Source organism: Streptomyces rubiginosohelvolus, from assembly GCF_014649875.1.
Classification (GTDB): domain Bacteria; phylum Actinomycetota; class Actinomycetes; order Streptomycetales; family Streptomycetaceae; genus Streptomyces; species Streptomyces rubiginosohelvolus.
In genome coordinates this window covers 425233-438235 of the sequence record NZ_BMTW01000003.1, presented here as the reverse complement: position 1 = coordinate 438235, position 13003 = coordinate 425233, and the positions used below count along the sequence as shown (strand labels likewise).

At 68.7% G+C, this 13003-nt stretch carries 10 protein-coding genes and 2 tRNA genes; 9 read left to right on the top strand and 3 right to left on the bottom strand.

The genetic code is table 11. The annotated features are described in order from the left end of the window. Window positions 1-72 precede the first annotated feature (72 nt). A complete protein-coding gene (locus tag IE134_RS11805) occupies window positions 73-1239 on the bottom strand; it encodes an acyltransferase family protein (protein WP_030721151.1) in 1167 nt (388 codons plus the stop codon). A gap of 500 nt (window positions 1240-1739) precedes the next feature. Here IE134_RS11805 and IE134_RS11800 point away from each other — a divergent pair, with 500 nt between their 5' ends. Beyond that, window positions 1740-1934: a hypothetical protein gene (locus tag IE134_RS11800; protein ID WP_029182536.1), complete on the top strand. Its 195-nt coding sequence runs from the start codon at window positions 1740-1742 to the stop codon at window positions 1932-1934. An 86-nt stretch (window positions 1935-2020) separates the two neighbouring features. Here the strand turns inward: IE134_RS11800 and IE134_RS11795 are convergent. Next, window positions 2021-2094 (bottom strand) — tRNA-Gly (locus IE134_RS11795). Between the two features lie 189 nt (window positions 2095-2283). Between IE134_RS11795 and IE134_RS11790 the strand changes: the two genes are divergently transcribed. The 5 genes from IE134_RS11790 (at window position 2284) to clpX (ending at window position 7042) form a co-directional block, all read left to right on the top strand. Next, window positions 2284-2360: transfer RNA gene (locus tag IE134_RS11790), tRNA-Pro, on the top strand. Between the two features lie 150 nt (window positions 2361-2510). Next, complete coding sequence (tig, locus tag IE134_RS11785; RefSeq protein WP_030708380.1) at window positions 2511-3917, top strand: trigger factor; 1407 nt, start codon at window positions 2511-2513, stop codon at window positions 3915-3917. Between the two features lie 297 nt (window positions 3918-4214). Further along, window positions 4215-4820 (top strand): ATP-dependent Clp protease proteolytic subunit, encoded by a 606-nt coding sequence (locus tag IE134_RS11780; protein ID WP_030708378.1) that lies wholly within the window; start codon window positions 4215-4217, stop codon window positions 4818-4820. Window positions 4821-4902: 82 nt separating this feature from the next. Next, entirely contained in the window at window positions 4903-5586 is a 684-nt protein-coding gene (locus tag IE134_RS11775; RefSeq protein WP_006124415.1) for an ATP-dependent Clp protease proteolytic subunit, read from the top strand. 157 nt (window positions 5587-5743) lie between these two features. Next, window positions 5744-7042, top strand: coding sequence for an ATP-dependent Clp protease ATP-binding subunit ClpX (clpX, locus tag IE134_RS11770; protein ID WP_006124414.1), 1299 nt, complete (start codon window positions 5744-5746; stop codon window positions 7040-7042). A 74-nt stretch (window positions 7043-7116) separates the two neighbouring features. Here the strand turns inward: clpX and IE134_RS11765 are convergent, their stop codons facing one another. Beyond that, window positions 7117-8142 carry a hypothetical protein gene (locus IE134_RS11765; RefSeq protein WP_189430394.1) on the bottom strand — a complete coding sequence of 342 codons (1026 nt, stop codon included), beginning with the start codon at window positions 8140-8142 and terminating at the stop codon, window positions 7117-7119. Window positions 8143-8279: 137 nt separating this feature from the next. Here IE134_RS11765 and IE134_RS11760 point away from each other — a divergent pair, with 137 nt between their 5' ends. The 3 genes from IE134_RS11760 (at window position 8280) to IE134_RS11750 (ending at window position 12903) form a co-directional block, all read left to right on the top strand. Further along, complete coding sequence (locus tag IE134_RS11760) at window positions 8280-10901, top strand: valine--tRNA ligase (protein WP_030708374.1); 2622 nt, start codon at window positions 8280-8282, stop codon at window positions 10899-10901. Window positions 10902-11023: 122 nt separating this feature from the next. Next, on the top strand, window positions 11024-12544 hold the full coding sequence (folC, locus tag IE134_RS11755) for a bifunctional tetrahydrofolate synthase/dihydrofolate synthase (RefSeq protein ID WP_058953945.1): 1521 nt from the start codon (window positions 11024-11026) through the stop codon (window positions 12542-12544). A 5-nt stretch (window positions 12545-12549) separates the two neighbouring features. After that, window positions 12550-12903, top strand: a complete 354-nt coding sequence (locus IE134_RS11750; RefSeq protein WP_030708366.1) for a DUF4233 domain-containing protein — start codon at window positions 12550-12552, stop codon at window positions 12901-12903. Window positions 12904-13003: the final 100 nt, after the last annotated feature.

Below are 13003 nucleotides of genomic sequence, written 5' to 3'. Positions count from 1 at the left end.
TCAGGGGGAGTGGCGCGGAGAGCGGCGGGGAGGGCGGCGGCCGGGGCGGCGAAGGCGCCGGTCCTCCGGGGCTCAGCGCCGCGCGGAGACCTTCCGGAAGGCCCAGTTCATGTCCGGCTCGGTGGCCCATTTCAGCGCGCGGCCCACCAGGGGGGCGCACATGAGCGTCACGGCCACCGCCGCCACGAGCGAGACGACGACCAGCCCGACCGGGCCGGAGAGCCAGGTGTAGTGGTCGAACAGGCCCGCGTACTCGGCCCCCTTGATCAGGAAGCCGTGCAGCAGATAGCCGCAGATCGTGCCGGCGCCGAGCACCGTGAACCACCGCTCCCGGCCGGGCACCCAGGCCAGGAAGCCGACCGTCAGCACCAGGGCGCAGCCGAACATCGCGAGCGTCATCACCGCGCCCGACCACCACGGAGCGCCCATCTCCTGGGCGCTGTTGGCGCGGTAGAACCAGCCGAGCTGCATGCGCGGGGCGGCCCAGTACGCGAAGAGCAGCGCGCCGGCGAACAGCGGTAGGGACAGCAGTCGCACTTCGCGCCGCCTGACCAGCTGAAAGTGCTCGGGCTTCACCAGCAGGCCGAGCACGAAGAACGGCAGGAACTGCAGCACCCGCTGGAGATCGAGGTCGTCACCGATGTCGGGGGAGACGGAGGCGAGCATGGCGATGGCGAGCGCCACCGGCAGCGGATGGCGGATCGCCTGCCAGATCGGCGTGGTCACCCGCCAGATGAACAGGGCGATCAGGAACCAGGTCAGGAAGAACGGGTCCACCAGGCTGATCGCCATGTCGGGCGAATCGTCCGCGTACCGCTTGAAGAGCGAATAGGCCGTCTCGAACACCAGGTACGGCACCACGACCGAGGTGAGCAGCCGCTTCACCTTGGGCGCCGTCATGTCGAACGACCGGGAGAAATAGCCGGAGATGAGGATGAACGCCGGCATGTGGAACATGTACACGATCATGTACAGCGCCCGGGTGGCCCGACTGCCGTCCATCACGGGTTCCCAGGCGTGGGCCACCGCGACGAGGACGATGGCCAGATACTTCACGTTGTCGAAGTAGGGGTCGCGCTTCTTCGCTGCCGCGGGCGCCGGAGCGGTGGCGTCCGGAGCGCTGGTCCCGGGAGTGGGCCGGGGCGCGGTGGTGGTGAGCGTCTGCGCGTGTCTGGGCTCCGACTCCCGGGTCGCCGGGGGGAGCGGGGCCCTCTGAAATACGCTCGGAGCTTGGAACATCTAAGGCACCTTAGACCGGTCGATTGCCTCGCGTAAAACTGCGGGGAGATATCGCGTGTTCCCCTCCATTCGAATGTGAAACCGTCGAACACCGCCCGCTATGGCACCATTGATCCCGCTTAAATGGGGCATATAGCCAAGCAGTTGGCCGGAGTGAATTACGTCGCATCCACGCCGTCAATTGGCTGTGAATGAAGTGTGGGGATGCGGAGACGATCACGGTGACGGATATTCGGCCGCCGGGTATTCACAGCCGGCGCACAGGGAGCGGTGCAACGGCCCGGCTCCCGCCCGCTTCCCGGGCGCGGCGCGACCGCGGCCCCGCGCCCGCACCCGTCGCCGCGACGGCACCGGCCGTCAAGGATGGCGGGATCCCATCACCCCGTTCCGTCACCCGGCAGCAACCACGGGGGAGTTGGTGGCACGATGGAGGCGACGGGGCGCGCGGTGGTGCACGCTTCCGGGCCGGCAAGGCGGACCGACCGAGGGTGTGATCAGACGTGGCTATATCACTGTCTATGGTGCTGCTGTTCGCGGTCATCCTGGTGGTAATGATCCGTAGCGGCTCCATCAAGCCCGGACCCGCGATCGTCGCGGTGCTCTTCGGCTTCTTCCTGGCATCGACCGGCATGGCCCCGTCGATCAACAGGTTCATGAACTCGGTGGCCGACACCATCAACCAGATCAGCTTCTGAGGCGCGGAGCGGTCGGTCGCGGACAGCGCGCACAGCGTGAGGGCCCGGCCCGGAGGATGATCCTCCGGGCCGGGCCCTCGACTGCGTGGAGCGGGCGACGGGAATCGAACCCGCGTAGCTAGTTTGGAAGACTAGGGCTCTACCATTGAGCTACGCCCGCAAGCGTCGCACCGCAGGTCCGTGGACCGCGGCACGAAGAGCATCGTAGCGGGTCGGCGGCGGTGCCCGCACACCCGTTGTGCCGGCCGCCCGGCCGGACGCGTGCCGCGACCGTCCCGGCGCGGTGGAGCCGCTCCGTAAAGCGGCGGATCCCACGGTCGCCGTGCATGTACCCTACGTGTCGCACCGACGGGGTGTGGCGCAGCTTGGTAGCGCGTCCGCTTTGGGAGCGGAAGGTCGTCGGTTCGAATCCGGCCACCCCGACCACCAGCAAGATCGCATTGTGGGAGTCCTCCCCCTTGCCGTTACTATGCAAAATGCGTGCCCGTGTGTCTGATGTACCGGGCTCGGTCCGCGAAGCCGCCACTCGGCGGCCCAGCAGAACCCCAAGAAGTCAGCCACCAAGGAGACCGAACCGTGAAGAGCGCCGTGGAGACCCTGAACCCGACTCGGGTTCGGCTCAGCATCGAGGTGCCCTTCGAGGAGCTCAAGGACAGCCTCGACGCGGCGTACAAGAAGATCAACCAGCAGGTCACGGTGAAGGGCTTCCGCAAGGGCAAGATCCCCGCCCGGGTCATCGACCAGCGGTTCGGCCGCGGTGCGGTGCTGGAGGAGGCCGTCAACGACGCCCTCCCGAAGTTCTACACCGAGGCGGTCAACGAGGGTGAGCTGAACGTCCTCGGCCAGCCCGAGGTCGACATCACCGAGCTGAAGGACGGCGAGCTGCTGGCCTTCACCGCCGAGGTTGACGTACGCCCCGAGATCGAGATCCCGGACTACTCCGGCATCGAGGTCACCGTCGACGCCCTCGAGGTCACCGACGAAGAGGTCGAGAAGGCCGTGGAGCAGCTCCGCGAGCGCTTCGCCTCCACCAACCCGGTCGAGCGCGCCGCCGCCGACGGCGACGTCGTCACGATCGACCTGCAGGCCAAGGTCGACGGCGAGGTCCTCGAGGACGGCGTGGCCGACGGTGTCTCGTACACCATCGGTTCCGGCGAGCTCCTCGACGGCATCGACGAGGCCGTGACCGGCCTGGAGGCCGGTGGCGAGGCCACCTTCACCTCGCAGCTGAAGGGCGGCTCCGCCGAGGGCAAGGACGCGGAGGTCACCGTCAAGGTCACCGCCGTCGCCGCCCGTGAGCTCCCCGAGCTGGACGACGACTTCGCCCAGATGGCCAGCGAGTTCGACACGCTGGAGGAGCTGAAGGCCGACAGCCGCAAGCGCCTGGAGACCACCAAGCAGTACGACCAGGCCACGCAGGCCCAGGAGCGCGTCCTGGAGGAGCTGCTGAAGCTCGCCGAGGTCCCGATCCCGGAGAAGCTGCTCGCGGACGAGGTCCAGACCCGCAAGCACAACCTGGAGCACCACCAGCTCGGCCAGATGGGCCTCGACCTCGAGAAGTACCTCGAGATCCAGGGCAAGACCCTGGAGGAGTTCGAGAACGAGACCTCCGAGCAGGCCATCAAGGGCATCAAGACCCAGTTCATCCTTGACGAGCTCGTCAACAAGGAGAAGCTGAACGTCAACCAGGAGGAGCTCACCGAGCACCTCATGCGGCGTGCCGCCTCCTCCGGCATGAGCCCCGACCAGTTCGCCCAGGCCGTCGTCGAGGGCGGCCAGGTGCCGATGCTCGTCGGCGAGGTCGCCCGCGGCAAGGCGCTCGCCGTCGTCGTCGAGGCCGCCAAGGTCGTCGACACCAACGGTGAGGTCGTCGACCTCGAAGACGACGAGGACACAGCAGAGGCCGCCGAGGCCACGGAGACGGCCGAGGCCGCCACCGAGGACAAGGCGGACGACAAGGCCGAGGAGAAGAACGAGGCCTGAGCCTCGCTCCGACCCGCGACAGCCTCGCGCTGACCGTCACGACGGGCCCCGAACGCATCCTGTGTTCGGGGCCCGTCGGCGTAGCGCGCCGGATCCCCGTGCGCCCCCGGAACCCTTGTGCCCACTGCGGACCTTGCGCTCCCAGCGAACAGTTGCGGAAGCGGGATGGCGTTGTCCCACCTGCGCGTTAGGGTCCATGAAGAGGAAGGGTGGAGCAGTGGCTCCACCCGCCCGGTACGAAGACGCTGAGACGGCCGGAGCCGTCAGAGACGAGCAGGTGGATACGTGACGAATCTGATGCCCTACGCCGCCGGAGAGCCGTCCCTCGGTGGTGGCCTCGGTGACCAGGTCTACAGCCGACTGCTCGGCGAGCGCATCATCTTCCTCGGTCAGCAGGTCGACGATGACATCGCCAACAAGATCACCGCACAGCTTCTCCTCCTTGCCGCCGACCCGGACAAGGACATCTACCTCTACATCAACAGCCCCGGTGGTTCGGTGACGGCCGGCATGGCGGTCTACGACACCATGCAGTACATCCCCAACGACGTCGTCACCATCGGCATGGGCATGGCCGCCTCCATGGGCCAGTTCCTGCTCACCGGCGGCGCCTCGGGCAAGCGCTTCGCGCTCCCGAACACCGACATCCTCATGCACCAGGGTTCGGCCGGTATCGGTGGCACGGCCTCGGACATCAAGATCCAGGCCGAGTACCTGCTCCGCACCAAGACGCGGATGGCGGAGATCACCGCCCACCACTCCGGCCAGACCGTCGAGACGATCATCCGCGACGGCGACCGCGACCGCTGGTACACGGCGGAGGAGGCCAAGGACTACGGCCTCATCGACGAGATCATCACGTTCGCGTCGGGCATCCCGGGCGGCGGCGGCACCGGTGCCTGATCCGGTCCCCACCGGACCGTCGGCACCACTCCCGCACCCTCATCTCGTACGCCGAGACCTCCAGCCCCAGAACGCCACCAGGATGGTGAACACCCACATGAACAACTTCTCCGGCGCCTCCGCGAGCGGCCTCTACACCGGCCCGCAGGTGGACAACCGCTACGTCGTCCCGCGCTTCGTGGAGCGCACCTCGCAGGGTGTGCGCGAGTACGACCCGTACGCGAAGCTCTTCGAGGAGCGCGTGATCTTCCTCGGCGTCCAGATCGACGACGCCTCGGCCAACGACGTCATGGCGCAGCTGCTATGCCTGGAGTCGATGGACCCCGACCGCGACATCTCGATCTACATCAACAGCCCCGGCGGCTCGTTCACCGCGCTCACCGCGATCTACGACACGATGCAGTTCGTGAAGCCGGACATCCAGACGGTCTGCATGGGCCAGGCGGCCTCCGCCGCCGCCGTGCTGCTCGCCGCCGGCACCCCGGGCAAGCGCATGGCGCTCCCGCACGCCCGGGTCCTCATCCACCAGCCGTCCTCGCAGACGGGCCGCGAGCAGCTCTCCGACCTGGAGATCGCGGCCAACGAGATCCTCCGTATGCGGACGCAGCTGGAGGAGATGCTGGCCCGGCACTCGACGACCCCGCTGGAGAAGATCAGCGAGGACATCGAGCGCGACAAGATCCTCACGGCCGAGGACGCCCTGGCCTACGGTCTGGTCGACCAGATCGTTTCCACCCGCAAGACCACCGCGGGCGCATCGCTCTGACGTCGGTCTTTCCCCTTGGCACATTCCGTTTGCACGACCACGGCCGTGTGAACCGTGCCAAGGGGGGCCCGAACGGGGGCCCAGGCAAGGTACCGTCGGATAGAGGCACCAGGAGCCGCTGAACCAGGCGGCGTCCCAGGCGAAGGGGAAGCACCTCGTGGCACGCATCGGTGATGGCGGCGACCTGCTCAAGTGCTCGTTCTGCGGGAAGAGCCAGAAGCAGGTGAAGAAGCTCATCGCGGGACCCGGTGTGTACATCTGCGACGAGTGCATCGATCTCTGCAACGAGATCATCGAGGAGGAGCTCGCGGAGACGAGCGAGGTGCGCTGGGAAGAGCTTCCCAAGCCCCGCGAGATCTACGAGTTCCTGGAGGGGTACGTCGTCGGGCAGGAGCCCGCGAAGAAGGCCCTCTCGGTCGCGGTGTACAACCACTACAAGCGGGTCCAGGCCGGGGAGAACGGCGGCGGCGCCGGTCGTGAGGACGCGATCGAGCTCGCCAAGTCGAACATCCTCCTGCTGGGCCCCACGGGTTCCGGTAAGACGCTTCTCGCCCAGACGCTGGCCCGCATGCTCAACGTCCCGTTCGCGATCGCGGACGCGACGGCGCTGACGGAGGCCGGCTATGTCGGCGAGGACGTCGAGAACATCCTGCTCAAGCTGATCCAGGCGGCCGACTACGACGTCAAGAAGGCCGAGACCGGGATCATCTACATCGACGAGATCGACAAGGTCGCCCGCAAGAGCGAGAACCCCTCGATCACCCGCGATGTCTCCGGCGAGGGCGTGCAGCAGGCCCTGCTGAAGATCCTGGAGGGCACCACCGCCTCCGTCCCGCCGCAGGGCGGACGCAAGCACCCCCACCAGGAGTTCATCCAGATCGACACGACGAACGTGCTGTTCATCGTGGGCGGCGCGTTCTCCGGCCTGGAGAAGATCATCGAGTCCCGGGCCGGCGCCAAGGGCATCGGCTTCGGCGCCACGATCCGCTCCAAGCTGGAGATCCAGGCGAGCGACCAGTTCCAGGAGGTCATGCCGGAGGACCTGGTGAAGTTCGGGATGATCCCGGAGTTCATCGGCCGTCTCCCCGTGCTGACCTCGGTCCACAACCTGGACCGCGAAGCCCTGCTCCAGATCCTCATCGAGCCGCGCAACGCCCTGGTCAAGCAGTACCAGCGCCTCTTCGAACTCGACGGCGTGGAGCTGGACTTCGAGCGCGAGGCGCTGGAGGCCATCGCCGACCAGGCGATCCTGCGCCAGACCGGCGCGCGCGGTCTGCGGGCGATCATGGAGGAAGTCCTCCAGTCCGTGATGTACGAGGTCCCGTCCCGCAAGGACGTCGCCCGCGTCGTCATCACGCCCGACGTCGTCCGCGACAACGTCAACCCGACGCTGGTCCCGCGCGAGCCGCGCACGATCGGCAAGAACGACGGCGGCCGCCACGAGAAGTCGGCCTAGCCGCAGAGGACTTGTCCTACGCCGAAGGGGCGCCCACCGGATGAACCGGCGGGCGCCCCTTCGGCGTCGAGCGGTCAGATCTTGGTGCGGGCGGTGTTGTAGAGCTTGGCGGTGAGGGCCGCGGCCTGGTCCTTGGGCACGCCCTGACCGGCGAGCGCCAGCGCCTTGTCCGCGGTGGTCGTGATGCCGGCCGTGCTGTAGTCGGCCCAGACGCAGACCGCGAGGATGAAGTGCTGGGGCCCCTTGGCGACCGAGCCGTCGCCGTTCTTGTTGGTCACCTTGAGGTCCTGGCACTTCATCACCGCCCCGTCGAACCCCTCGGGTTCAGCGGTCTCGGCCGAACCGACGAGTTCGATGGAGACCTCGCCGCTGCCCGACTTGGCGTCCTTCTCGACGTCGTTGAAAGCGTTGTTGACCACCTTGGCCGGATCGGCGATCTCGCCCCAGAAGCCCTCGAAGTTGAGCACCTTGGTGGCGGCGGCCGCGGTGCCCACCGAGTAGTCGGCCTTGGCCGCGCTGGGGTTCTTGATGCCCAGCGCCTCGACGTCCGTCTTCTTCGTCCCGGTCAGCGGCGCGCTGAGCACCGGCTTCGAGGTGTCCCGCTTGTAGTCGTCGACCGCGTCCGGGGGCGTGATCTTGTAGCCCTTGGTCGCCTCGGAGACGTCCGAGTTGCTGGCCCGGTCGCCCGTGAGGAAGTACACCCCGCCCGCGATGACCGCCAGCGCCACCACGGCGACGCCGATGATCAGCCCGGTCTTCTTCTTCGGCTGCGGCGGCTGCTGGCCGTACATGGGCTGCCCGCCGTACGGCGGCTGCTGGCCGTACATGGGCTGCCCGCCGTACGGCGGCTGGGGCGGCTGCTGCCCGTACGGACCGGGCTGCTGCGCCTGCGGGTAGCCGTAACCCTGCTGCGGCGCCGGAGGCTGCCCGTACGGGTTCGGCTGCTGCGGGGGGACGCCCTGCGGGGCCTGCTGCGGGTAGCCGTAGCCGGGCTGGCCCTGCGGCGGCGGGGCACCGTACGGGCCCGGCTGCTGTCCGTACGGTCCGGGCTGGCCCTGCGGCGGCTGCCCACCGTACGGGCCCGGCTGGTTGTAGCTCATTGCGGTGTCCCCTCAAGAATCCTTATGCGTTGCGAACATCCTGACGGAAGCCGCCCTGACACGGGGGATCGGCCCGGACACCGTTACTGAACCAATCCGTTTCAGTGCAGACCTGTGACGGCCCTAAACTGTCTCCCGTGACCGAGAACTCATCGCAGCAGCCAGCCAGCAACCCCGAACTGCCGACCACGTACGCGCCGGCCGATGTAGAGGGGAAGCTGTACGAGCGCTGGGTAGAGCGTGGTTACTTCGAAGCCGACGAGCACAGCGACAAGCCGCCCTACAGCATCGTCATCCCGCCGCCGAACGTCACCGGCTCCCTCCACCTGGGCCACGCCTTCGAGCACACCCTGATCGACGCCCTCGTCCGCCGGAAGCGGATGCAGGGCTTCGAGGCGCTGTACCAGCCGGGCATGGACCACGCCGGCATCGCCACCCAGAACGTCGTCGAGCGCGAGCTCGGCAAGGAGGGCAAGTCCCGCCACGACCTGGGCCGTGAGGCGTTCGTCGAGCGCGTCTGGCAGTGGAAGAACGAGTCCGGCGGCCAGATCTCCGGCCAGATGCGCCGCCTCGGCGAGGGCGTCGCCTGGTCCCGTGAGCGCTTCACCATGGACGAGGGCCTCTCCAAGGCCGTCCAGACCGTCTTCAAGCAGATGTACGACGACGGGCTGATCTACCGCGCCGAACGCATCATCAACTGGTGCCCCCGCTGTCTCACCGCGATCTCCGACATCGAGGTCGAGTACCAGGAGGACGACGGCGAGCTCGTCTCCATGACGTACGGGGAGGGTGACGAGACCATCGTCGTCGCCACCACCCGCGCCGAGACGATGCTCGGCGACACCGCCGTCGCCGTCCACCCCGACGACGAGCGCTACCGGCACCTGATCGGCAAGCAGATCAAGCTGCCGCTGACGGACCGCACCATCCCCGTCGTCGCCGACCACCACGTCGACCCGGAGTTCGGCACCGGCGCGGTCAAGGTGACCCCCGCCCACGACCCGAACGACTTCGAGATCGGCAACCGTCACGACCTGCCGTTCATCACCGTCCTCGACGAGCGCGCGGTCATCACCGTCCCCGGCCCCTTCGAGGGCCTGGACCGCCTGGAGGCCCGCTCCGCGATCGTCGCCGCCCTGCGCGCCGAGGGCCGGATCGTCGCCGAGAAGCGCCCGTACGTCCACTCCGTCGGGCACTGCTCGCGCTGCAAGACCACCATCGAGCCGCGCCTGTCGCTCCAGTGGTGGGTCAAGGTCGCCCCGCTCGCCCAGGCCGCCGGTGACGCGGTCCGCGACGGCAAGGTCAAGATCCACCCGCAGGAGATGGAGAAGCGGTACTTCGACTGGGTCGACAACCTCCACGACTGGACGATCTCGCGCCAGCTCTGGTGGGGCCACCGCATCCCCGTCTGGTACGGCCCGAACGGCGAGGTCGTCTGCGTCGGACCCGACGACGAGGCGCCCACCGGCGAGGGCTGGACCCAGGACAGCGATGTCCTGGACACCTGGTTCTCCTCCGGCCTGTGGCCCTTCTCCACGCTCGGCTGGCCCGAACGCACCGACAGCCTCGCGAAGTTCTACCCGAACTCCGTCCTGGTCACCGGCTACGACATTCTCTTCTTCTGGGTCGCCCGGATGATGATGTTCGGCCTGTACGTCAACGACGGCGTCCCGCCGTTCGGGACCATCGTCCTGCACGGCATGGTCCGCGACGAGCACGGCAAGAAGATGTCGAAGTCCTTCGGGAACGTCGTCAACCCGCTGGACTGGATGGACAAGTACGGTTCCGACGCCCTGCGCTTCACCCTCGCGCGCGGCGCCAACCCGGGCACCGACGTCCCGATCGGCGAGGACTGGGTCCAGGGCTCGGCGAAGTTCTCCAACAAGATCTGGAACGCCACCCGCTTCGCCCTGATGAACGGCGCCACGATCGAGGGCGAGCTGCCCCCGGCCGAGGAGATGTCGGTCACCGACCGCTGGATCCTGTCGCGCCTCAACAAGACCGTCGCGGACGTCGACGCGTTCTACGACGACTTCCAGTTCGCCAAGATCAGCGAGGCGCTGCGCCACTTCGCCTGGGACGAAGTCTTCGACTGGTACGTCGAGCTCTCCAAGACCACGTTCTTCGCGGGCGGCCGTCCCGCCGAGGTCTCGGGCCGGGTCCTCGGCGAGGTCCTCGACGTGATGCTGCGGCTGCTGCACCCGATCGTCCCGTTCGTCACGGAGGCGCTGTGGACCGCGCTCACCGGGCGTGAGTCGATCGTCATCGCCGAGTGGCCGGCCGACTCCGGCTTCCGCGACGACGCGGCCGAGAAGGAGATCGAGCTGGTCCAGCAGGTCGTCACCGAGGTCCGCCGCTTCCGCAACGACCAGGGCCTCCAGCCCGGCCAGAAGGTCCCGGCCGAGCTGACCCTGACCGGCACGGCGCTCGCCCCGCACGAGGCGGCCATGCGCCAGCTCCTGCGGCTCCAGCCCGCCGGCGACGGCTTCCACGCCACCGCGTCCCTCCCGGTCGCCGGGGCCACCGTCGCCCTGGACCTGTCCGGCACGATCGACGTGGCGGCCGAGCGCAAGCGCCTCACCAAGGACCTGGAGGCCGCGCAGAAGGAGAAGGCCCAGGCCACCGGCAAGCTCGGCAACGAGGCCTTCCTGGCCAAGGCCCCGGACAACGTGGTCGACAAGATCCGCGGCCGGCTCGCCAAGGCCGAGGCCGACATCGAGCGCATCGGCGCCCAGCTGGCGGCCCTCCCGCAGAGCTGATCAGCTGACGGCGAAGCCCCCGCGCACCCGACCGACCGGGACGCGGGGGCTTCGCCGTACCGCTCGCCGGCAGTTCGCCGGGCGCTGCGCGCGATGTCGGTGCCCATCCGTAGACTGGGCCCGTGAGTGAGCCCCGCCCAGACCGGCACGACGCGTCCGATCCCGACGACACCTTCGAGGAGATCGTCGACGAGGCGACCCAGCGCGACCCCGACCTGGCGGTGATCGAGGCCGGGAGCCGCACGCTGCGCGCCCACTCGGGCCAGCCGCAGGGCGAAGCGGTCCCCGCCCGCCCGGCCGACCCCGAGACCGACAAGGCGCTGCGCGCGGTGGAGCAGGAGCTCGCCGGACGCTGGGGCGAGACCAAGCTGGAGCCCTCCGTCACGCGGATCGCCGCCCTGATGGACGTCCTCGGTGAGCCGCAGCGCGCCTACCCCTCGATCCACATCACGGGCACCAACGGCAAGACCTCCACGGCCCGCATGATCGAGGCCCTGCTCAACGCCTTCGAGCTGCGCACCGGCCGCTACACCTCCCCGCACGTCCAGTCGATCACCGAGCGGATCAGCCTCGACGGCTCCCCGATCGAGGCCGAGCGGTTCATCGAGACGTACGAGGACATCAAGCCGTACGTCGAGATGGTCGACGCCCAGCAGCCCTACCGGCTCTCCTTCTTCGAGGTCCTGACCGGCATGGCGTACGCCGCCTTCGCCGACGCCCCCGTCGATGTCGCGGTCGTCGAGGTCGGCATGGGCGGCACCTGGGACGCGACGAACGTCATCGACTCCACGGTCGCCGTCGTCACCCCGATCTCGCTGGACCACACGGACCGGCTCGGCACCACGCCCGCCGAGATCGCCGGCGAGAAGTCCGGGATCATCAAGGAGGGCGCCACGGTCATCCTGGCGCAGCAGCCGGTGGACGCCGCGCAGGTGATGCTGAAGAAGGCCGTCGAGGTGGACGCCACCGTGGCCCGCGAGGGCATGGAGTTCGGCGTCACCTCGCGCGAGATCGCGGTCGGCGGCCAGCTCGTCACCCTGCGGGGCCTCGGCGGGGAGTATGAAGAGATCTTCCTTCCGCTGTACGGCGCCCACCAGGCGCACAACGCGGCCGTCGCCCTCGCCGCCGTCGAGGCGTTCTTCGGCATCGGCGCCGAGCAGGCCCGCTCCCTCGACATCGACGCCATCCGCAAGGCGTTCGCCTCGGTGCTTTCCCCGGGCCGCCTGGAGGTCGTGCGCTCCAGCCCGACCGTCGTCCTGGACGCCGCGCACAACCCCGCCGGGGCCAAGGCGGCGGCGGACGGCATCTCCGAGGCGTTCAGCTTCTCCCGGCTGATCGGCGTGGTCGGCACGAGCGACGACAAGGACGTCCGGGGGCTCCTGGAGGCCTTCGAGCCGATCTTCGCCGAGATCGTCGTCACGCAGAACTCCACCCCGCGCGCGATGGACGCGGACGCGCTGGCCGCGATCGCCGTCGAGGTCTTCGGGGACGACCGGGTCCAGGTCGAGCCGCGCCTCGACGACGCCCTGGAGGCGGCGATCACGCTGGCCGAGGAGGAGGACGAGTACGCGGGCGCCGGGGTGCTGGTGACCGGGTCCGTGATCACGGTCGGCGAAGCCCGGCTGCTGCTGGGAAGGGGCTGAGAGGGATGCGGACGCTCTGCGCCTCGACGCTGATCGGTGAGTTCTTCGTCATCGGCTTCGCCGGTCTCGTCGCGATGAAGCTGGACGACGCCTCCATGGGCGTGGTCTGGACGGTGTGCGGCATCGGCATGGCCCTGTCCGTGCTGCTGTGCGGAATGATCACCCGGCCCGGCGGCATCCAGCTCGGCTGGGCGCTCCAGGTCGCGCTGGTCCTCAGCGGGTTCGTGGTCCCGATGATGTTCGTCCTGGGGCTGGCCTTCGGCGGACTGTGGTGGGCCTCGATCCACTACGGCCGCAAGATCGACGAGGCCAAGGCGCGCTGGGCCGCCCAGCAGGAAGCCGAAGAGGCCACCGCCTGAGCACCTCCGGCGGCCGCCGACACGCCCGTCGCCGCCGCGCTTTCGGGCGGATCCGGGGGCCGAAGGTGACCCAGGGTGAACCCGGGCGTGGATCCGTTCC

What these genes read in the sequence shown, in the direction of transcription:
- IE134_RS11805 (WP_030721151.1), bottom strand. Translation starts at nt 1,239, where the DNA reads ATGTTCCAAGCTCCGAGCGTATTTCAGAGGGCCCCGCTCCCCCCGGCG.
- IE134_RS11780 (WP_030708378.1), top strand. Translation starts at nt 4,215, where the DNA reads ATGCCCTACGCCGCCGGAGAGCCGTCCCTCGGTGGTGGCCTCGGTGAC.
- IE134_RS11775 (WP_006124415.1), top strand. Translation starts at nt 4,903, where the DNA reads ATGGTGAACACCCACATGAACAACTTCTCCGGCGCCTCCGCGAGCGGC.
- IE134_RS11765 (WP_189430394.1), bottom strand. Translation starts at nt 8,142, where the DNA reads ATGAGCTACAACCAGCCGGGCCCGTACGGTGGGCAGCCGCCGCAGGGC.
- IE134_RS11750 (WP_030708366.1), top strand. Translation starts at nt 12,550, where the DNA reads ATGCGGACGCTCTGCGCCTCGACGCTGATCGGTGAGTTCTTCGTCATC.